The sequence below is a fragment of the Lysinibacillus capsici genome (genome assembly GCF_020217405.1).
Classification (GTDB): domain Bacteria; phylum Bacillota; class Bacilli; order Bacillales_A; family Planococcaceae; genus Lysinibacillus; species Lysinibacillus capsici.
The window spans coordinates 2702541-2723254 of record NZ_CP084108.1; the positions used below are offsets into that span (position 1 = coordinate 2702541).

Annotated in this window: 19 protein-coding genes; 9 read left to right on the forward strand and 10 right to left on the reverse strand. The window is 37.0% G+C overall.

The genetic code is table 11. From position 1 onward, the window contains the following. The first annotated feature begins 409 nt into the window (after positions 1 to 409). Complete coding sequence (locus tag LCP48_RS13340) at positions 410 to 1834, forward strand: VanZ family protein (protein ID WP_225340273.1); 1425 nt, start codon at positions 410 to 412, stop codon at positions 1832 to 1834. A 1715-nt stretch (positions 1835 to 3549) separates the two neighbouring features. On the opposite strand, the gene LCP48_RS13350 is transcribed toward LCP48_RS13340, so the two are convergent. Continuing rightward, the gene (locus LCP48_RS13350) at positions 3550 to 3984 is read right to left on the reverse strand and encodes a hypothetical protein (protein ID WP_004225096.1); all 435 of its coding nucleotides are present in this window, start codon (positions 3982 to 3984) and stop codon (positions 3550 to 3552) included. 134 nt (positions 3985 to 4118) lie between these two features. On the opposite strand from LCP48_RS13350, the gene LCP48_RS13355 reads away from it, so the two are divergent. Continuing rightward, a complete protein-coding gene (locus LCP48_RS13355) occupies positions 4119 to 5033 on the forward strand; it encodes a class I SAM-dependent methyltransferase (RefSeq protein WP_225340274.1) in 915 nt (304 codons plus the stop codon). Between the two features lie 161 nt (positions 5034 to 5194). On the opposite strand, the gene LCP48_RS13360 is transcribed toward LCP48_RS13355, so the two are convergent. Continuing rightward, entirely contained in the window at positions 5195 to 5578 is a 384-nt protein-coding gene (locus LCP48_RS13360; protein ID WP_225340275.1) for a VOC family protein, read from the reverse strand. A 142-nt stretch (positions 5579 to 5720) separates the two neighbouring features. On the opposite strand from LCP48_RS13360, the gene LCP48_RS13365 reads away from it, so the two are divergent. Beyond that, a complete protein-coding gene (locus LCP48_RS13365; protein ID WP_225340276.1) occupies positions 5721 to 6914 on the forward strand; it encodes a Ger(x)C family spore germination protein in 1194 nt (397 codons plus the stop codon). 47 nt (positions 6915 to 6961) lie between these two features. On the opposite strand, the gene LCP48_RS13370 is transcribed toward LCP48_RS13365, so the two are convergent. Then, complete coding sequence (locus LCP48_RS13370; RefSeq protein ID WP_225340277.1) at positions 6962 to 7717, reverse strand: class I SAM-dependent methyltransferase; 756 nt, start codon at positions 7715 to 7717, stop codon at positions 6962 to 6964. A 267-nt stretch (positions 7718 to 7984) separates the two neighbouring features. On the opposite strand from LCP48_RS13370, the gene LCP48_RS13375 reads away from it, so the two are divergent. Both LCP48_RS13375 and LCP48_RS13380 read left to right on the forward strand, forming a co-directional pair. After that, positions 7985 to 8851: an AraC family transcriptional regulator gene (locus tag LCP48_RS13375; RefSeq protein WP_036218674.1), complete on the forward strand. Its 867-nt coding sequence runs from the start codon at positions 7985 to 7987 to the stop codon at positions 8849 to 8851. 16 nt (positions 8852 to 8867) lie between these two features. After that, entirely contained in the window at positions 8868 to 9443 is a 576-nt protein-coding gene (locus tag LCP48_RS13380; protein ID WP_004225089.1) for a GNAT family N-acetyltransferase, read from the forward strand. A 645-nt stretch (positions 9444 to 10088) separates the two neighbouring features. Here the strand turns inward: LCP48_RS13380 and LCP48_RS13385 are convergent. Next, positions 10089 to 10931, reverse strand: a complete 843-nt coding sequence (locus LCP48_RS13385) for an alpha/beta fold hydrolase (protein WP_009370372.1) — start codon at positions 10929 to 10931, stop codon at positions 10089 to 10091. A gap of 185 nt (positions 10932 to 11116) precedes the next feature. Between LCP48_RS13385 and LCP48_RS13390 the strand changes: the two genes are divergently transcribed. Together LCP48_RS13390 and LCP48_RS13395 are read left to right on the forward strand one after the other, a co-directional pair. Further along, complete coding sequence (locus LCP48_RS13390) at positions 11117 to 11512, forward strand: SMI1/KNR4 family protein (RefSeq protein WP_009370371.1); 396 nt, start codon at positions 11117 to 11119, stop codon at positions 11510 to 11512. Between the two features lie 77 nt (positions 11513 to 11589). Beyond that, positions 11590 to 12075: a tetratricopeptide repeat protein gene (locus LCP48_RS13395; RefSeq protein ID WP_004225081.1), complete on the forward strand. Its 486-nt coding sequence runs from the start codon at positions 11590 to 11592 to the stop codon at positions 12073 to 12075. A 35-nt stretch (positions 12076 to 12110) separates the two neighbouring features. Here the strand turns inward: LCP48_RS13395 and LCP48_RS13400 are convergent, their stop codons facing one another. From LCP48_RS13400 to LCP48_RS13420, 5 genes are all read right to left on the reverse strand, one after another. Then, a complete protein-coding gene (locus LCP48_RS13400; protein ID WP_009370370.1) occupies positions 12111 to 12344 on the reverse strand; it encodes a DUF3955 domain-containing protein in 234 nt (77 codons plus the stop codon). A 275-nt stretch (positions 12345 to 12619) separates the two neighbouring features. Next, complete coding sequence (locus LCP48_RS13405) at positions 12620 to 13663, reverse strand: phosphotransferase family protein (protein WP_004225077.1); 1044 nt, start codon at positions 13661 to 13663, stop codon at positions 12620 to 12622. Between the two features lie 13 nt (positions 13664 to 13676). Beyond that, complete coding sequence (locus LCP48_RS13410) at positions 13677 to 14453, reverse strand: SDR family oxidoreductase (RefSeq protein ID WP_004225075.1); 777 nt, start codon at positions 14451 to 14453, stop codon at positions 13677 to 13679. Then, positions 14450 to 15685, reverse strand: a complete 1236-nt coding sequence (locus LCP48_RS13415) for an acyl-CoA dehydrogenase family protein (RefSeq protein WP_004225074.1) — start codon at positions 15683 to 15685, stop codon at positions 14450 to 14452. The genes LCP48_RS13410 and LCP48_RS13415 overlap by 4 nt, the downstream gene beginning before the upstream one ends. A 150-nt stretch (positions 15686 to 15835) precedes the next feature. Further along, positions 15836 to 16723 (reverse strand): LysR family transcriptional regulator, encoded by an 888-nt coding sequence (locus LCP48_RS13420; protein ID WP_004225073.1) that lies wholly within the window; start codon positions 16721 to 16723, stop codon positions 15836 to 15838. Positions 16724 to 16863: 140 nt separating this feature from the next. Here LCP48_RS13420 and hutG point away from each other — a divergent pair, with 140 nt between their 5' ends. Both hutG and gltS read left to right on the forward strand, forming a co-directional pair. Next, positions 16864 to 17829 carry a formimidoylglutamase gene (gene hutG / locus LCP48_RS13425; RefSeq protein ID WP_004225071.1) on the forward strand — a complete coding sequence of 322 codons (966 nt, stop codon included), beginning with the start codon at positions 16864 to 16866 and terminating at the stop codon, positions 17827 to 17829. After that, the gene (gltS, locus tag LCP48_RS13430) at positions 17826 to 19010 is read left to right on the forward strand and encodes a sodium/glutamate symporter (protein ID WP_004225070.1); all 1185 of its coding nucleotides are present in this window, start codon (positions 17826 to 17828) and stop codon (positions 19008 to 19010) included. Before hutG ends, gltS begins: the two co-directional genes overlap by 4 nt. Before the next feature lie 48 nt (positions 19011 to 19058). Here the strand turns inward: gltS and LCP48_RS13435 are convergent, their stop codons facing one another. After that, positions 19059 to 20321: a polysaccharide deacetylase family protein gene (locus LCP48_RS13435; RefSeq protein ID WP_004225069.1), complete on the reverse strand. Its 1263-nt coding sequence runs from the start codon at positions 20319 to 20321 to the stop codon at positions 19059 to 19061. Between the last annotated feature and the right edge of the window lie 393 nt (positions 20322 to 20714).

The window sequence follows — 20714 nt, forward strand, 5'->3', positions numbered from 1 at the left end:
TCACCTCTTATTCTCAGCTTTTTTATTTATTATAGGGTATATTGATATTTTCTGACAATTGTTTATGTCAATTTTGATTACAAGGACTGACAAGACAATACAACGGAAGTCTTATAAAAAACGCCTACCTATACTTTATTGCCCATAAAATTATGCTGATAATTCGAAACAGTAAGGATTATCTTTGCCTCTAAACGTGCATTTTCCACAAATTTTGTTGATAATTCCCAAACTGTTCCCCCCCCTTTTTACGGAAAATAAAAGCATATTTACTATAAGCACTTTCCTTCAATTAGATATGCCGTACAATCTTAAGAAATCTTCATAATTTTTCTCAATAATTATTAATAATTACCATTTACAATAAGAAAAGTCGACAATAGATTAACATAGTTAGGAGCATCTTGTCTTGGGCGTTACAGATATTATGAATAACATTCGGATTTTAATGTTGCCAGTCATCCTTATGATTGGTGCTGAGTTCTTACTTATTGGACTTTATTATTTCCTCTATCATAAAAACCAACAGTCAAATCGAAAAAAAATAAACTTTAAGCAACTGATACTTGTAGCACTCTTTATCGGCTATATTGTTTTTGTGTGTGAACTAACGATTTTTGGGCGCGGTTCTTCCCATTTCATGCAAATGAATCTTCAACCATTTAGTGGCTATATAGATGCATGGAAGAAATACTCGTTACGTGATCTTCAAAATTGTATTTTCAACATTTTAATGTTTGTACCGCTAGGCGTTTTCTTACCTTTACTTTTCTCTAAATTCAAACTGTTTAAATGGCTTCTTCCTGTAGTGGTGATTGCAACCTTATCCATTGAAACGTATCAAACACTTACAGGAGCAAGGATTTTCGAGCTTGATGACTTAATCAACAACTCGCTTGGGGGGATTATTGGATACCAGTTATATAGACTAGGATCTTCTATTGTTCAGCATAAAAAAATAAAAGTGAAAAGCTTGATCGGAAACCTAGCCATTCCACTCATGATGGGTTTGATTTTTATTGGCATGATGATTGTCTACGCTCAACAGGAATTTGGTCATTTAGCCATTAACGCCTACACAAAATCAAATATGTCGGATGTTGATGTAACCACCTCATTAGATTTACATACAGCATCTACCGTTGCTCCCGTGTATAAAAAAATTATTCATACAGATGAAGTTGAGACTTTATTGCAAAAGAAATTTGATTTAGCAGAGTTAAGTCGGCAGGATATTCGTGGTGATCGGGAGCTTTTATTAAAAGATAAAGCAGAGAACCCGTATACGTTATTTATTAATTCAGAGGGAAATTGGTCGCTAACAGACAATCGTTATACGCCTGTGCAACCTTCTTTAGCTGTGCAAGAAACACTCGTGAAGAAGGCAAAGAGCATGATGGATGAGCTTTCTCTCCTTCCTAAAGATGGGGCGTTTACAGCTTTGGATAATGGCGTATTTGAATGGACGCTTCCTGACCAAGCTGAATTGAACCAAGATTATTGGCTTGGTGAAGTAGAGCTCGGTTTGAAATCAGATGGTAGTATGTATTCATTATCGTATAATATTCATGAGCATCAATTAATCCGTGAAGTCAATATTTTGTCACCTGCAGAGGTGTATGAGCGAATTAAGAATGGCGAATTTCCACAGATAAAATATAATGCACTTGTAACGGAAGAAGAACTATTGATAAAAAAAGGCGATCAACTTACTGTCGATTTTATAGAGCTCTCTTATATGTACGATACAAAAGATTTCTATCAACCCATATACAGAGTTTCTGGCACACTAAATGGAAAAAGTTGGTTCACATTGATTCAGGCGAGAAAATAGCTTTTTTGATACTGTTTACTAAGGAAAGCCAGACTTGATACTACGATGAGAATGGCAACCGCCTGCATTGGGCAGTTGATCACTATCAGACAGAAGGCATTCGGGAAACAACCTTCCTTACCGAAAATGTTATTAAATACCATCGCACACTGTCTACTTATATGAATGTCTTAATACAAGCTAGCTATACGATAAGTACGGTGAAGGAACCTATGCCTTCAGAGGAAATGCTAAAAATATTCCAGACATGTAGGAGGAACTACGGATACCTATGTTTTTAATCATTGCAGCAGAGAAAAAATAATCACTGTGTGCTTATGTATTGGGTATCGCTAATATCACATATAAACAAAAAACCAGGTGCTCCCCAAAAGAGAGCATCTGGTTTTATTGTGAAAGTGAATCTTACTAACTTACTTAGTTTTGATTCGTTATAATACTACGACAACTTGAGGCGCTGAACAAGTTAAAATATTTTCCAATAGGATTTTAGGGGAAATTAATGCTTTTTCGAGAAAATAAATCATTCTATCAAATTTTATAGTTTTCTTACTTTCATTAAAAAAGAAATAATGAAATCTCATAAATGACTAACCTTTGCTAATGACACATGGTCATTTACCAATGACAGCCCCATTGAATAGGTGGATGACTGTTTGCTATTTTCACATAATTTAAATTATGTTTCTACAAACTGAAATTGATAACAATGCTCCCCCTACTCTAACTGAATAATTAATGAAATTTACTTCTTTATTCTCGCATGGTGATACCGAAAGCAATACAAGCTAGACATCTCTATTACAAACATATAGGTCTCTATGATCTTAACTATGATAGGTGAAGCAACTATACTTAAATTAATTTCTCCCTTTTATAACTTTTTCGTGCTATTAATAAAACATGCTGAAGAAGCACAGTCTGCTAAAGGAACATTAAACAAAAAGACCAGTCACTCTTTTAAAGAGAACGTCATTTTGCGTTTAGGTTGAAGACTATGAAAAATCTTCTTTCATAGATTAACATATTATACTGAACAATATCTGAACAACCATACAAAAAAGACTAGATTCTCACATAAGGATGTAAGCTCTAGTCTTTTAAGTGAAAGTGAATCTTACTAAATCTTGTCTAGCTTTAGATTCAAATTACAATACGAATGAACAGGCTAAAGGTTTCATAAATTCTTTATTTTTTCTTTAAAATATAGGACCACCACCACAAAAAGACCAGGAAACACGAAAAAATGTGAATCCTGGCCCTTTTGTGAAAAGTGAATGTTACTAGTTTGCTTTAGTTCTTTGTATTCTACTGATGAGTTAGACGGCTGATGTTTTAAAAAGTTACACATTCTTAAAAATTTTTTACGTTACTAATTAAATGGCAAAATCAAACACGCCGTCAGCTCCATCTACCATACTAATTGACATAGCACACGCTCCCTCTGACTCGTATAGGCTTCTTTTTCCTGTAAAGATATTTGTTCTTCAGCAACTACAATACCTTTAGCCCATATTTTCCCCTCCGAACCCGTGTCACTCCAGTTAAATTGTTGTGTGCCTTTATTTTCACATCATATCAGATACCGAGTTCTTCATCAGAATGGTCACTACAAAAGGAGGTGTGAAATTCACCATTCCCAGTTGGTTCATCTCATCATTCACAGGGAATATCTATGCTGTATCCCTACTTATTTAGCTTGTGTTGGATACTAACTAATTCTGTGAATCTTCCGTTGCTTTTTCTAAAAGACTAAAAAAAGCATTATCTTTTATCAGCTCAAAGCTTTCATTTGTGTTAAGGAGAACCAATATTTTATTTTTAGAATCAATGAACATCGGGTAGCTTGTATTGAGTGAAATTGTCATTCGATAATCGTAATCAATAGTTTTTATAGTTGTTTTTTTGAATGTTGCATGTTGGAAAGACTGTATCAATTCTTGCTGTGTTTCTTTTGATATTTTCATTTCAGAAAAGATATCTTCTTTATCTGTATCTATACGATGGAGCGTTATAGTGGCATTCTCCACTTGAAAATTAGCATTTTCCAACAGATCTGTAGCAGAATAGCTTTGCTCTTTCCATATAATGAGCATACCACTAACAATTACTGCTAAGAGTAAAGATAAGGCTATTATAAATTTTTTCATATTACTCCTCTTTCTCAGTATCTAAAGCTTGACAAAAAAATGTTTTTATGCTAAAATTTACATTTAAATAAATATTATATATAATAGGATTCTCCTGGCCAGGGGAATCCTATTTTTTGTTAAGGAGTGTTGGTATGAATCAACAGGAGTCTAGTATCACTTCATTAGTGGCTGCCTTTAGTAGAGCCTACCATAGCCAATTTGATACACCAAAAATTGTTGATGATAATATAGCCAAAGAATTGATTTCACAAGAAGAATATGAAAATATTCAAGCTACTATGATACAAGACGTTGAATTTTTTAATAAAGATATCGCTACAAAGTTTAAAGACAATTCAAAGGAATTAATAAAATGGATTACACAAGTTCAACTCTCACCAACTCCTTTGGCACGTGCTGCTTATTGTGAAAGAGTCTTGCATAGCGAAATACAGCTTGGTGTCGAGCAATATGTCATCTTAGGTGCTGGCTTCGATACTTTTCCGTATCGTCAGCAACAAGGACAAACCAGGCTAGAAATTTTTGAGGTGGATTATCCCATTACGCAGGCATCGAAAATGAGAAGATTACAGGAAGCTTCTCTCCCCCTCTTGAATCATTTGCATTTTGTACCGATGGATTTTACAAAGCAATTTCAATCTCAATTATTTTCAGAGCAAGGCTTCCAATCAAAAAAAACATTTTTTAGTCTATTAGGTGTTTCTTATTATTTAACAAAAGATGAATTAGCAAGTTTACTCAATCATCTATTTGCCTTAGTTCCAGCAGGTAGTTCCATTGTTTTGGATTATGCTGATGAATCTCTCTTCACGGAAAAAGGACTCTCCAATAGAGTAGAAAACATGGTCAAAATGGCCGCACTTGGTGGTGAACCAATGAAATCATGCTATGCTTATGAGGACATGGAGAAGATGCTAGATCGATTAGATTTGCTTATATATGAACATCTATCTCCTACAGCGATTCAAGAGCTGTATTTTCAAAATCGAACAGATTACTTGTGTGCTTTTGAAACTATCCATTACATGCATATTGTTAAAAAATAGGTTCACCCTATTTAATTTTTCAAAATTCTAAATTTTCTTTTTATTACCCAGGCAATTAACTATTTCAATATAGAGAATTAGTATACTATAGTAGTGTAAAGCTAATTAGCCTTACACCTCCTAGATTTGTTACTAGGGTCACTGTTAACGCAGTGACCCGCTTATAATGATTGACAAACACCTAAAGGATTCCCATCAGGGTCATAGAAGGTAAAAAATTTGGTGTCCCCTTCTCCTTCTAAAGCCTCGACTTGAACATGATGTTCCACTAGAAATAAATAAGTCTCTTCAATATTTCGAGAGAGGAAATTCACATATTTCCCCACACCAAAGTGATTGTCTGGAAAATGACATGGCTGATGCTCCTTAGCTTTTACTAAGCAAATGACCATCGGAGATTGTTCAGTAATCTTCATAACTGCTGCGCCCGCTTCTATATATAGAAGCTTAAATCCAAGTATTTCCTCATACCATTTAGCCGATAATTTGGGATCTTTTATTGGAATAAAAATGGCCTCTACACCTTTAAATAAAGATTGCTTCATTTTTCTTACCTCCCTTTCACAGTTTGTGTTCTTCATTTTATTCTCCTTTAAAAAGATACATTGAGATTTCTATTATTGATTATTTTGTCTGTCTTTTGCTTATCCTTAATAGTATCGGAAATGTCTTCTTTACCTAGAGGAGGTGTCCACCATCAAACACAAGGTATCATTCATCCTATTGCTGTCAGTACTTCTTTTATTAGGTGGATGCTGGAATAAGCGGGAGTTAAACGAACTAGCTATTGTTACGGCTGTTGGAGTGGATAAATCGGACGAGCTATTCGAAATTTCTGTTCAGATTGTTAATCCAAGTCAAGTGGCTTCGAACAAAGCAACTGGCATTCAAGTCCCTGTTTTTACCTACCATGCTAAAGGGAAATCTTTATTTGATGCCATTCGAAAATTAACAGCGCTAACACCTAGAAAGCCTTATTATGCGCATGCCCAAATTATTATTATTGGTGAAGAAATGGCTAAGGAAGGTATGAATAGCGTTTTAGATTTATTTCAAAGAGACCCAGAAGGACGAAGTGATTTTAACTTTATTGTTTCTCATGATTTTACTGCACAAGAAATATTAAGTGTTTTAACCCCTTTAGAGGATGTGCCTGCTAGCAAAATGTTTAAATCATTAAAGGTTTCTGAAGCAGTATGGGGGACAACAGAATCTGTTATTCTTGATGATTTAATCCAATCTTTAGGCAGTATTGATCATAGTGCCGTCTTACCCTCTATTCATATACATGGTGATGCGGATGCTGGAGATTTTAGCTCGAATATAGAAAAAATTGATAGCCCTGCACAATTAAAATATGGTGGACTGGCTATTTTTAAAAATTATAAACTCATCGGCTATTTAACAGAACAAGAAAGCAGAGACTATAATTTTTTAAATAATAATATAAAAAGTACATTTGAAATTATTGCTTGTCCTGAAGAAGGGAAAATCTCAACAGAAATTATTAATTCTTCTACTAAAATGACAGGTCATTTTCAAAATGGTATACCTTCGATTTCCATCAAACTCGAGATTGAGCAAAACGTTGCAGAGATAAGTTGCCCATTGGATTTAACAAAATCAAAAACCATCGATGCTTTAAATAAAGAAACGAGCAGACAAATCAAGGAACGGTTAGAACGTACACTTCAAACGATTCAACAAACCTATCAAGCCGATTTATTAAAATTTAGCAATGTACTATACCGAGAGGACTATCAAGCATGGAATAAAATTAAAAAGAACTGGCTAACCCTCTATCCTGATCTTGAAGTTCAAATTGAAGTCGATGTGCATACAAAAGGAATAGGAACTGCAACAAAATTAAAGCTTGACTAATTCGTAAAAATGACCAGTACTCTTTTAAGGAGTACTGGTCATTTTAATTAACGTACCGCTTCAAACGTTATGAGTGACGTTTCTTCAGTTGGTTGTTGAAGGAACTTATAATGCGCAGAACAAGTTATTGCAGAGAAGCCAACACTTTGTAATAGGAGCTTAAATTCCTCAAGCCCATACCAGCGTAATAAAAACTTTTGCAGTTCCGTATCACTTAATGTACCTTGTTGCCACTTCTCATATTTTAAAACCATCAACGTATATTGCTCCACCCAATTCATGGCAATCGATTTTCTTTCAAGGGCAATTCCTTCATCTTGTGAAATTTGATGGTAAAATGTCGTAATTTCTCCTGTTTTCCAGTCTGTAGGAAGTAATAAATCTACTAGGAGTCTCCCACCAGGGACAAGGTGCTGATACATAGAGGTTAATGCTGATAGTGCTTCTTGATGATTTTCAATTAAACAAAATGAGCCTGTAGGCATAACAATGGCTTCGTATTGTTGACCTAAGGTGAATTGGCAAATATTTCCCTCATACAGCGCTGGCGTCAATCCTCGTTCTTGGCATCTTTTTCGACAGGATGCTAGCATTTCTGGGGAATGATCAATTCCTTCTATATCAAACCCTTTTTCCATGAAAGGAATATAGAAACGTCCAGAACCAACCCCTGCTTCTAAAATCTTCCCCTTTACACCTTGCAGACGTTCTAGATAATATTCAATATCTCCACCAAGCGAGTATCCAACTGGTTTTGTAAAATCATAAAGTGCTGTGCTTAACGGTCCGTAATTTTTGTACATATTTTCTCCTCCGATTGTTTGCGGAAGAAATCAACTAATCTATTTATTCTCCCGCACCTTTATTATATTCAATGGGAAAACAGAGCTGACTATCATTATCTATCACTCACTTTCTTGTAAATTTAGTTAAATTATACATTTATTTATTGTTTTAATCAAGGTTTCTATTGATTTCCTATATAGTACAATTTAATGTACAAATTAGCACAAATTATCAAAAAACCCTTCCTATTCAACGGTACCATTGAGTTAAGAAAGGATGATGGTATGGATTATTTTGAAAGAATTCAAAACGCCATAGAGTTTATTGAGAAAAACCTACATGAAAAGTTAACGATTACAGATATTTCTTCTCAGTCTTACTTTTCAGCATTTCATTTCCAACGACTTTTCCAAGCCATTACAGGTTTTTCTGTGCAGCAGTATATTCGCAACAGGAGACTTTCTGAAGCAGCTTCCTTATTAGCAACAACAACGCAAAATATACTTGACATTGCAATCAACTTTCAATATGGTTCTCAGGAGGCATTTACACGGGCATTTGTTCAGTATTTTGGTGTCACACCTGCTAAATACCGAAAAGGAGCGAACTCCATACCATTTCAAACCAAAATGAACTTTTTGGATTATAAACTGGAAGGAGAACTCCCTATGCAACGACCAGAAATACTTCACTTATCTAAAAAACGTATTACAGGCTATGAATACAAAACGTCCTTACAAGACGAACAGTTCTATGCAGAAATCCCAGGCTTTTATTTGGATTTTGGTCAGCAGCAATACTATGAGCGAATCTCATATAAGGTAGCCCCTAATATGGCGTATGGCATTTCTACAAACTTTCAGGAGGATGGCCGGTTTTCCTTTATTGTAGGAGAGGAAGTCGAAATCTTTGAGGAGCAATTAGAGAAAGGCTTCACCCACATAGAAATTCCTGCTGGTAAATATGCAGAGTTTACATTGAATGGCACTGCGGAAGGAATTCAAAATACAAGACGTTTCATTTACGGCGTATGGTTGCCAAATTCAAATTATGAGCGCGATACGGGTCCTGATGTTGAAATAACCGATGTCATGCAATCTATTTATCCACATGAGATGAAAATGAAAATCTACATTCCCATTAAAGAATAATAAAGGAGCAAGGTCGATGAATATTGAGAAAGTATTTAAGCAATTCCCAACCTTACATTCAGCTAATTTACAATTAAAAAAAATAGAAGAATCACATATACAAGAGCTATTTGCTATTTATGATAATGACAAGGTATTTGAGTATTGTGGCATCATCCCAAAACACAATCTTCAAACCGTTCAAAAAATGATTGGCCATTTTGAACGTGATTATACAAAGAAAAGCAGGATTAAATGGGGGATCTTCGAAAAATCACAAAGTGAAAAACTAGTAGGGATTATCGAAGCGATGGACTTTAATCAAAAAGTAAATATGGTAACAATTGGTTACTATTTAGCTGAAGCATCCTGGGGAAAAGGCATTGCATCAGAGGCAGTTGCAACAATCGTAGAATTTTTATTGGAAGAGGTAAACGTTAATCGAATACAGGCAGAAGTCATGCCTTTAAATGAAGCCTCGAAAAAGGTTCTATTAAAAAATGGATTTTTAAAAGAAGGTCTTTTGAGACAAGCTTCATTATGGTCTGGCAAGGGTGTTGTTGATTTAGAGATATACGGCTTATTGAATGGCGATTACGACTTGAAAGACTAAACTCTACTAATGAGTTTAGCCTTTTCTTATATTGTACAGATAAATGGACATTTTACCATCTCCTAAAGGGCTCTTTCACATAGACTAGAAATAGATGACTCATGCTAGCATGACATTATAATCATAAAGGAGCGTTTTAGAAATGGATGGAAACAGATATTTAACACGAATGAATTGGGAATTTAACAATTATCATAAATTTTCTAAATGCTATTGTGAATCAAAGAATGTTTACTTTGGTCACTCTCCCAGCGTAGATCATCCTATTATTGAGGAAGATTCTTATAAAATAAAATATTATAATAGTCCCCAAATTGAAAAAAAATATCAGAAACAAAATCAAGTTAAAAAGCATTGTCAAAGCTGTATTTGTAGTCACTTAGAATGTTTTGAACCAGGGACTTTAGTAGATGTATACCTCTCAGATGGCAGCCAATTTCTAGGACTATACTTTATTTATCTTCTTCCGCAAAGCTGCTGCGGGTACTTCCTTCAAATCGATGATAGGGCACGGCCTGTCATTATGGACTGTCAAAACATTGACGCAATACGTAAAACTTGTTGAGGTAGTTGATACTCTGGCTTTTCTCTTTTCATTATTAAAATAGGCTGGTTAATTGCTATACAGCATAACCAGCCATTCGACTACACTTCGTTTATCCATTGAATTAGCTGTTCATTAAAACATACAGGTTCTTCAAACATAGGATTATGACCACTTTTTTCAAAAATGACTTTCTTTACATGGGGAATATGATCTACTGCATCCCATAATGAGATAGGGGCTACTAAATAATCATACTTGCCTAGACCTACAAAAATTGGCTTGTTAACTTGTAGCATTTGTTGTAAAAGGTTCTGCTCCGCAAAAGCTACTCCCCATAGATAATCAATAATTTCCATATTCGGATGAACGTTATCCCACATAGAGGTAGCATTGAACATAAAATCATAAAAGCTATGTGCCCCCATACGAATACACATATGAACAAAGCGTCGTTCAGGCTCCTTCTTTAGATCCTGCTCCAATAAGGCTATATCGTGCGCAAATTGATGTTTACGCTCCATACTTGCATGTGCCTCAAAATAAGACAAGCTTTGCTGCTGTCTTTCTTGACTATTCGATGTTGCTGTATTTAATAGTACGAGTTTTTGAACATGCTGGGGATAAGCTTTGGCATACGCCATTGCCATAAATGCATGGCCTGAATGTCCTAAAACAATCAAATCATCTAGCTGTAGGATTTGCCTTGCATACTCCATATCCTTCACTATTTTGTCCAATGTATAATCTTCTTGCGTAAATGCTTGAGCTGGCTTACCAAAACCTCGATGATCTAAAAAAATTACCTGGAAATGTTGGTAAAAGCCTTCTGAGAACAGACGTGGATAATAAACACTACTCCCCACCACTAAAATTGGTTGGCCTTGCCCCTTTATACAATAGTTTAATTCAAATCCATCACACATAAGTTTTTGATATTTCATGATCTTCATCCTCTTTTCTATTTTTGTATCTTCACTCCCTTCCCTTTTGGTTTCCCCGTGTTTTTTCCATTGAACGCTCTAGCATTCTATCACCCCAGTAAATGTTATTATTTACATTAACAATATCATTCCCAAAGATTCCTAGCAATGAAGGATCGTGTATACTGAATAAAAGGAGAATGTCTATGAAGGAAGATCTAATAAAGCGTTCGCGGTCATTTTTATTTAATGAGAAGCATCAAACGTTAGTGGGTAAACCTGCAAGTCAAAGAGAAATAATAGAGGCACAGCAACAACTTCATGTACAGTTTCACAGCGATTATGTAGCGTTCATTGAAACGTTTGGTGGGACATATGCAGGTATAGCAATCTATGCTTTTTCTAATGGCTCAAGTCTAGGAAACGAAACCGTTGTCGATTTAACAATGGATTTTCGTCAACAATATAAAGAGTTCCTATCTCCAAATATTTTAGAAACTAGCTATGTTAATTCAATGGATGCTGGGGGTAATCCCATTTTCATCGAGCCATCAGGCCATGTTTTTATTTGCGATTATGATTGTGGAGAATTAAGCGAATAGCTGATTGATTTGAGTTGCTGATAGAAGATTGTTTTTATGAATGGTAAGTTACTTAAGTAAAGATGAGGTTACATATAATGGACAAACAATTAGAACACGTACTTACATTAAGAAAAAACGGACAGCTTGAGGAAGCAAATCAATGTATGGTGGCACTGGTCAAGGAACAGCCTCAAAATGCTTATTATCAATTTCAATGTGCTTGGACATTTGATTCTTTAGGGCAGGAAAAAGAGGCAGTTCCGCATTATGAAGAAGCGATAAAGTTGGGGCTAGAACCAGAAGTTTTAGTGGATGCCTACCTTGGTTTAGGGAGCACCTATCGGACTATAGGACAATACGAGCAAGCAAAACGGATCTTTGAACAAGCCATTCACGAGTTCCCCAAGGCTGAGCATATCAAGGTCTTCTATGCCATGACACTCTATAATCTTGGTGAACATGCAAAATCAATGGAAACATTATTGAACACGATATTACGCACAGCCAATCATCAAGGCATTCAAGATTATAAAAAAGCTATTCACTACTACAGTGATAAGCTAGATCAAACATGGTTATAAAAAAACAGGCTCCTATTCAGGGCCTGTTTTTAGCATTATGATCCGGAAGTTTGCTTTTTGAATGTAGAAGATAACGCCATAATCAAGAATGTAAGTATGCCGCTAAAGATAAATAAATAGCTCAATGGTATTAAAAAGAAGTTCTTCTCTACTATCGTCCCATCTGCTAGTATCTCATCTCCTATAAGGCCTTTTATAAATAAACATACAATCCCCATGATCATCGGAATTGTGGCAAGTAAATATTTTTTCAATATTTCTTCCTCCATATTATTAAATCCTTGTGGGTATTGATGATAGCGTTATTTTTATTATAAGTCAATTATTTTTTATCGAAAAACAACAAATTATTATTGATTAACACTCCTGACCAAAAGAACAAACGTTCCCCATCTTTTAATTTCTTGTACGTGATTTATTATGTTTTTTGAGTAAATTTTGAGCGAGTTGGCATAAATAATTACATTAATTAATGTCGGATAATCTGTTATACTGAGCGATAAAAAACAGCTACTTTGTTAAAAGTAACCGTTTTTCCATAAAATCATATTGATTTAGAAGCTTGTTGTATGAGGGCAGCGACCATTTTATCCATCTGAGCAAAGCGATCATCCTGCGTTTGCCCTTTAACATAGCGATAATAGATTTGCTGACAAATAACGGCTAATTTGAAATAAGCTAATGTGCAGTAATAATGAATAGCTGACACATCTCGCCCACTCTTCTCCGCATAACGATCAATAAATTGCTGTCGGGTATAAAAGCCTGGTAATACAGTTACTGGTGGTTCACCAAGTGCATATAATAGCATTTTCGGGTCATCCGCTTGCATCCAATAACTCATTGCTACACCAACATCAGCAAGTGGGTCCCCTACTGTTGCCATCTCCCAATCAAAAAGGCCAATCATTTCGGTATAGTCCTCGGAAAACATTGCATTATTCAATTTATAATCATAATGAATAATGGTTGCCTCATGATTGGATGGAAGATTGTTTTTTAACCACTCTGTTAACATCGCTACTTCTGCATGTTCTGCTGTTTTCGCATGTTCATACCGCTCAATCCAGCCATGCACCTGTCTTTCAAGAAATCCGTCAGGCTTCACAATATCCTTTAATGGTGTGTCCTGATAAGGAATAGCATGTAATGCAACTAAAGAATCAACCATCATTTCGGACAATTGACGTGCTAGCTCCTCTGTTGGTTCTGTGTCTTTTGGAAAATGTGTATCAAGGACGATTCCTTTTTTGCGCTCCATTAAAAAGAAATCACTACCGATAATGTCTCGATCCTCTACATAGACATATGGTTTTGGAACCGATGGTAAAAATGGATGCAGTGCCGATAAAATCGTAAATTCCCGCTTCATATCATGCGCTTTTTTGGCAACTGGTCCAAGCGGAGGACGACGTAGAACAGCTTCAAAATCAGCTATTTTTAAACAATACGTCAAATTGGAATGCCCTGCACTAAATTGTGCTATTTCAAGCTTCCCCTGTGGAAGCTCAGTAAAATAACTCTCTAAAAAGGCATGTAGTTTATCAACATCTAAACGTTCACTTGACCTTACTTGCATCGTATCCATTCTATTTCCCTCCTTAAATAATGGAGCTCATGCCCCCATCTACTACAATGACATCCCCAGTTACATAGTCCGAAGCTGGTGCTGCTAAAAATAAAGCTACGCCCTTTAAATCATTTTCGGAGCCTAATCGTTTCAACGGTGTAACACCCATCAAATAGTCTTGTCCACGTTCGATTAAGGCATTGGACATTTTTGTAGGGAAAAAACCTGGTGCAATGGCGTTGACATTGACTCCCTGTGGCCCCCATTTGACAGCTAAATCCTTCGTTAAAGTAATGACAGCCCCTTTACTCGCGTTATAGGCAATCGTATCCATAAAGGCTGGTAGCGTACCACCTAGTCCAGCAATAGAAGCAATATTAATGATTTTGCCGCTTTTCTGCTCTAACATAATTTTGCCAACGGCTTGGCTGAATAAAAATGTTCCGTTGACATTGACATCAAATACTTTTTGCCAGGCTTCGTAGGGCATATCAATGGCAGGTGTTCCCCATGATGCGCCACTGTTATTGACTAAAATATCAATTCTACCAAATGTTGTAATCGTTTGGGCCACCACATTGGCAATATCCTCAGGCTTTGTGACATCACAGGCTAGGGCTAATGTTTGAACACCAAGCTTTTCAAGTCCTGCGGCAACCTCCTCACACGCCTCCACCTTTCGTGAGCATAAGACCACATTGGCTCCTGCCTCTGCAAATCCTTGTGCAATTTGTGCGCCGAGTCCACGTCCGCCACCAGTCACAATCGCTGTTTTACCTTTTAAGCTAAATAACTCTAGGACCGTCATTTCACCAGCTCCTCTTGTTTGTTGGCATGCTTTTTCAATTCTAGTTTAGCAATGGTATTACGATGCACCTCATCCGGTCCATCCGCTAAACGTAATGTACGAGAATTAGCCCATTGTGCAGCAAGCGTAGTATCTGGCCCTACGCCAGCAGCACCAAATGCTTGGATAGCTCGATCAATGACTCTGAGTGCCATATTTGGAGCAACTACCTTAATCATAGCAATTTCAGCCTTTGCCTCTTTGTTGCCTACTGTGTCCATCATATAAGCAGCCTTCAATGTTAAAAGTCTTGCTTGCTCAATATCCATCCGAGATTCCGCAATGCGCTCCCGCATTACCCCCTGATCTGCTAGTGGTCGATGAAATGCCTGCCGTGCTTGTACACGCACACACATTTCCTCTAATGCACGCTCTGCGGCACCAATAAGACGCATACAGTGATGAATTCTCCCTGGCCCTAGTCTGCCTTGCGCAATGGCAAAGCCTTTTCCTTCACCCCATAAAATATTTTCCACCGGTACACGCACATTGGTAAATGTAACCTCACCATGTCCCTCTGGTGCATGATCGTAGCCAAAAGCCGTTAGCATACGCTCTACTTTTACCCCTGGTGTGTCCATCGGTACGAGAATCATAGACTGTTGCTCGTGGATAGGGGCCGTTGTATCTTTATGCTTGCCCATAAAAATAGCCACCCTACAGCGAGGATCCCCAGCACCAGTTGTCCACCATTTATGGCCATTTAAAATGTATTCTTCTCCATCGCGTTCAATGCTTGCCTCAATATTTGTAGCATCACTGGATGCAACGGCTGGCTCCGTCATCGCAAAGCAGGACCGTATTTCGCCTCGTAATAATGGTTCAAGCCACTGTTTTTTTTGCTGTGCCGATCCATAGCGTACAAGTACTTCCATATTGCCTGTGTCAGGTGCATTACAGTTAAACACTTCGGGGGCCAGAAGTGAGCGGCCCATGATTTCACATAAAGGTGCATATTCTAAGTTGGTTAAACCTGCCCCATATTCACTATCTGGTAAAAATAAATTCCACAAACCTGCCTGTTGTGCCTTCTGCTTCAGCTCCTCCATAATCGGTGGAATCGCTCCCCAACGATCCTCCATTGCCTCAACCTGTGCAGCATAAACGGCTTCATTTGGATAAATGTATTGCGCCATAAAATTCTTCAGCTTGTCCTGTAACTTCTCAACTTTTTCACTATAGGAAAAATTCATTAGAAGATACCCCCTTTGCTTGAACTTCGCAAAATGAATGAATGTTCATTTTCATTCTTACAATAAATGTTACCGCTATTTTTCTAGTAAAGCAATGTTCTATTTTTGAATTTTCTAACAAAAGAGAAAATTCATTACTATGAACTGACATCATTTATTTTCAAAAAACTGTACGATATCCTTCAGTAATTGTCGGATGGCTAATGGTAAATGACGGTTTTTTAAGTACACTAGATAGACATTGCGACTTAAATTCAGACCCTCTATTTCTTTTTTTACAATCGTTTTGGCAGTCGGTCCTTGCAAGTAATTTTCAGGTAATATGGTCACTCCTAAATGTTCTCGTACAAGCGATACAGCGGTTTCAAAACGCTCAATTTCAAATTGGATATTGATGCTTTTACCAGCCTGTTCAAATGACGTTAAGATATCTCGTCTTGTTTGAAAGCCCTCGGTACTGATAATAAATGGTTCTTCACAAATATCTGAAATGGTTAAAGTATCCTTTTGGGCTAACGGATGATGTAAAGGTAATACTGCGACCAACCGTTCTTCATATAAAGTTTGAACTTCCAACTCTGGATCATCCATTAGCTGATTGGTGATGATTAAATGAGTTTTATAGCTTTTCAAGGATTTTTTCACTCGCTTACTACCTAAAATATCGACTAAGTGAATTTTCATGTGAGGATAGTCTTTTTTATAGTTGGCGATTACCTTTGGCAGCCAATACTTAATAGATTCCATGACACCAATGGTGATGTCCCTCGTGCCATGAACAATCACTTCATCCATTTCGATTTTTAGCACTTCCATATTTTTTACAATAATTTTTGCTCGTTCAAAAAGTAACTCTCCAGCTTCTGTTAATTGCAGATTTCTAGTATTTCTCTCTAATAAGGGGGAGCCAATCTCTTGTTCTAATTTTTTGATCGCATTACTTAACGAAGGCTGCGAAATATGCAGTCTTTCTGCGGCTTTTGAGAAATTCATCTGTTCTGAAACAGCGATAAAATAGTGTAATTGTTTAATGTCCACCTATAGATACCTCCCAGATTTATAGTTAAAAGCTATAGATTAATATTAATTATATATTAGTAATTATAATTATGTGAATATATAATGAATTACAACAATACTTTTTCTACAATAATATTCACAATGGGGTTGATAAATTTATGTACACAATGACAGATCAAAAACAATGGAAAGGTCGAATAGATTCAACGACAAATACAAGCAGCTTTCGTTTACATCAACAAGTAAAAAGAGTTGCGATTAATGATGTAAGCGCTTCAGATAAGAAAAGTGCTGCTATTGTTGGTTTTATCTGCGATGAAGGGGTACGTCGAAATCAAGGCCGTGTAGGGGCAGCAAATGGTCCAAACGCCCTACGAGAAGGCTTAGCCAGCTTACCGTGGACATTTGAGGACGATCAGCAAATTATTGATGTTGGCAATATCGTTTGTCTAAACCATGCTTTAGAGGAGGCGCAACGTGAGCTTGGTGAAGTCGTAGCAACAGTACTACAAAAAAACATATCATGTGTGGTGCTAGGTGGCGGGCATGAAACGCTGTATGGCCATTATTTAGGTGTTCGTTCTGCTCTACCAAAGGAAGCTAAAATCGGCATCATCAATATAGATGCTCACTTTGATTTACGACCATATGATGAACAACCTTCGTCAGGTACGATGTTCCGTCAAATTTTAGAGCAGGATCCACACGCTGACTATTTTGTTGTTGGTATTCAACGCTACGGCAATACAAGAGAACTTTTCGAAAAAGCTGATGAATTGAACGTGAAGTATGTTTATGAGGATCAAATGACGGTAGCCTACCAACAACAATTAACGGATGCATTACAACATTTTATGGATAAGCATGATTATATTCTTTTAACATTATGTATGGATGTATTGAATGCAGCATTTGCTCCAGGTGTAAGTGCTCCATCACCGTTTGGGCTTGACCCATCGACTGTGCGCTCCATTTTGCAACAAGTCACTTCACACCCTCACACCCATTCATTTGATATATGTGAGGTCAATCCGTTATTAGATGAAAACGGATGTACAGTGAAATTAGGGGCCTATTTTGTGTATGAGGCACTGAACAACTTACTTAGGGGGCAAGGTTCATGATCGAAATTAATCAAATTACAACGGTATTCCTAGCTGTTGCACTCTTTGCATTAGGAAGCTTTCTTATCAATAAAATAGGCCTTTTAAAGCGATTCTGTATCCCAGCACCAGTGGTTGGGGGTTTATTGTTCGCTGCTCTTGCTACCATCTTAAAAACAACGGGTATTTTAGAAATATCACTTGATACTTCTTTACAAAGCTTATTTATGATTACTTTCTTTACGACAATTGGCTTAGGTGCAAGCTTTAAACTTGTAAAGCTCGGGGGTAAATTACTGATTATTTACTGGCTAGCATGTGGCTTCCTAGCGTTAATGCAAAATGTCATTGGGGTATCCCTGGCCTCACTTATGGGGATTCATCCGTTAATCGGTATGATGGCGGGTACCGTTTCTATGGAGGGTGGTCATGGCGCTGCAGCTGCATTTGGCCAAACCTTAGAAGATTTAGGGATTTCTTCAGCTATGACAATTGGTGCTGCAGCCGCAACATGTGGTCTAGTTGCTGGTGGCTTAATTGGTGGACCAATTGTCAAATATTTAATAGGTAAATATAATTTAACACCAGATGAACAAGAATCAGAAGAAGTCCAATATGAAAATAAACATGAGCAAATTACATCGGATTCGTTCTTTACACAAGTCTTATTAATTACTTTCTGTATGGCTGTTGGTACGTATGTCGGCACACTATTCTCTGAAGCAACAGGTTTCGTTCTACCCGGCTATGTAGGAGCAATGTTTGTGGCTGTATTAGTGCGCAATATTATGGATAAATTCAAACCTGAAGCCATTAATATGAAAAGCATCTCATTAATTGGAGATGTCACATTAGGTGTATTCCTTTCCATGGCACTCATGAGTATTAAATTATGGGAAATTGCTGATTTGGCACTACCATTATTCATCATTGTTTTTGCGCAAGTATTCTTTATTGTTGTATTTAGTATTTTTGTGTTATTTAAATTACTTGGCAAAAACTACGATGCTGCTGTTATGGTAGCAGGTTTTGCAGGACATGGTCTAGGCGCAACACCAAATGCCATGGCCAATATGTCAGCCGTTGTGCAACGCTTCGGGCCTTCTAAAAAAGCCTTTCTTGTCGTACCGATTGTTGGCGCATTTTTAATTGACGTATTTGGAATTCCTATTATTATTACAACTATCAATTTATTTAAATAAAAAAGAGCTTTGCATTCGTCCTGAGTAGACGATTGCAAAGCTTTTCTATTATTGTAATATCTCACTTACTGTAACAAATTCATAGCCTTGTTTTTGTAAATAAAGAATAACATTTTCTAAACCATTGGCTGTCGTTTGATGGATATCGTGCATTAGAATAATACTCCCATCTTTTACAGAGGCTTTGACATACGCTAAAATTTTATCTGGATTGTGATGTTTCCAATCCAGTGTATCAATCGACCACAAAATCGAGGGGATTGTCATGACAGAACGTACTTGGTCATTGGTCGCTCCATAGGGTGGACGGAAAACAGTTGGATACTGCCCGATGGCTGCATAAATAGCGTTACTAGTGCCATTGACTTCTTGTTTAACGCCTGCTATAGATAAGGTCGTTAATTTTTTATGGCTCAAGGTATGGTTTCCGATTTCATGTCCTGCTTCATAGACTTGTTTAACGATTGTAGCATTTCTTGACACGTTTTTACCTACCATAAAGAATGTAGCCTTGGCATCGTATTTCTTTAATGTTGCCAAAATTTGTGGTGTGACCTTAGCATCTGGCCCATCATCAAATGTTAAGGCTACCCGTTTTTTTGCGCCTTTTGCTACTGGCACACCTTTATTATAAATTTTATTATCTATTAACTGAATATCGGCTAGCTCAGAAGCTTTGACATACCCTTTTTGGTCACCTGCTTCTACATAAGCCCAACCAGCAAGTGTTATGTAATACTGGACAGTCGTTTTATTGGGAAGTGTTCCAAGAACTTCTCCGTTTGGACTAGCTGTTAAACGTAATTCAGCACCAGCAACAGCATTAATTTTTTTCTTCGTTGGAGCTGGTTTTTTTAATGCGTTTGTCGCTACATACCCTATCTCCTCGCCATATTGAACGAAAGACCAACCACCAGGTGCTGTGCCATATACATAAATCATTCGTCCTTCATAGAGCTGTCCTACATGCTGGGCATGTTGACTTGGGGCTGTAAATAATGTTGTACCACCCTTTTGAATCACTAGGTATCCCTCAGACTTCAACTTGACTAAAGCATCCGATGTGACATAGCCCTCCTGCTCTGGCGTTTGAATATGTGTCCAACCTTTACTTACTTTTGTTACTGAAACAAAGCTTCCTTTCGCAAGCTCCCCGATCTCCGCACTATTCGTAGAAGCTTCTTCAAAAATAACCGTATCTTTGACTACCTTGTGAATCACCACTGACCCTTCAGCATTTACTGAAAGTTGCCCTGCCAAGATGCACATCATAAACGTCAAAACGATGGCAAAGGGTAAAAATTTTTTCATTGTTCTACACCGCCCTTAGATGTCTTCCATGTCTGTTTGCTAAAAAATTGCTAAGATTTAACTTTCATTATAGAGTAAACAACCCTGCCATAAAATAGTAATAATCAACTAGATTCCCTTTTACAATGCTACTAAAATTCGTATTTTAGTAAATACTTATACATTCCTCCTTCCCTTTTTACTGAGAAACTATGCATAGGTTATGATAATTAAATGATGGTGGCTTATTTTGTAGATTTTTTGTTAGCTCCTTTTTCTCATGCTGCTAAACGGCCTACGGACTTAGGTGAGTGACCTTCTCCTTACTGGGAGAGGGCTCTCACCTCTTTGAGCAGCAGCTCTCCCCGTATTTGATGGTTCCTATAAAAAGCTGGTTATCCACCACCGAACCTC

Bases quoted from the DNA above. Each gene is read 5' to 3' on its own strand.
- LCP48_RS13350 (WP_004225096.1), bottom strand. From the start codon at position 3,984: ATGAAAAAATTTATAATAGCCTTATCTTTACTCTTAGCAGTAATTGTT.
- LCP48_RS13355 (WP_225340274.1), top strand. From the start codon at position 4,119: ATGAATCAACAGGAGTCTAGTATCACTTCATTAGTGGCTGCCTTTAGT.
- LCP48_RS13360 (WP_225340275.1), bottom strand. From the start codon at position 5,578: ATGAAGCAATCTTTATTTAAAGGTGTAGAGGCCATTTTTATTCCAATA.
- LCP48_RS13370 (WP_225340277.1), bottom strand. From the start codon at position 7,717: ATGTACAAAAATTACGGACCGTTAAGCACAGCACTTTATGATTTTACA.
- LCP48_RS13375 (WP_036218674.1), top strand. From the start codon at position 7,985: ATGGATTATTTTGAAAGAATTCAAAACGCCATAGAGTTTATTGAGAAA.
- LCP48_RS13380 (WP_004225089.1), top strand. From the start codon at position 8,868: ATGAATATTGAGAAAGTATTTAAGCAATTCCCAACCTTACATTCAGCT.
- LCP48_RS13385 (WP_009370372.1), bottom strand. From the start codon at position 10,931: ATGAAATATCAAAAACTTATGTGTGATGGATTTGAATTAAACTATTGT.
- LCP48_RS13390 (WP_009370371.1), top strand. From the start codon at position 11,117: ATGAAGGAAGATCTAATAAAGCGTTCGCGGTCATTTTTATTTAATGAG.
- LCP48_RS13395 (WP_004225081.1), top strand. From the start codon at position 11,590: ATGGACAAACAATTAGAACACGTACTTACATTAAGAAAAAACGGACAG.
- LCP48_RS13400 (WP_009370370.1), bottom strand. From the start codon at position 12,344: ATGGAGGAAGAAATATTGAAAAAATATTTACTTGCCACAATTCCGATG.
- LCP48_RS13405 (WP_004225077.1), bottom strand. From the start codon at position 13,663: ATGGATACGATGCAAGTAAGGTCAAGTGAACGTTTAGATGTTGATAAA.
- LCP48_RS13410 (WP_004225075.1), bottom strand. From the start codon at position 14,453: ATGACGGTCCTAGAGTTATTTAGCTTAAAAGGTAAAACAGCGATTGTG.
- LCP48_RS13415 (WP_004225074.1), bottom strand. From the start codon at position 15,685: ATGAATTTTTCCTATAGTGAAAAAGTTGAGAAGTTACAGGACAAGCTG.
- hutG (WP_004225071.1), top strand. From the start codon at position 16,864: ATGTACACAATGACAGATCAAAAACAATGGAAAGGTCGAATAGATTCA.
- gltS (WP_004225070.1), top strand. From the start codon at position 17,826: ATGATCGAAATTAATCAAATTACAACGGTATTCCTAGCTGTTGCACTC.
- LCP48_RS13435 (WP_004225069.1), bottom strand. From the start codon at position 20,321: ATGAAAAAATTTTTACCCTTTGCCATCGTTTTGACGTTTATGATGTGC.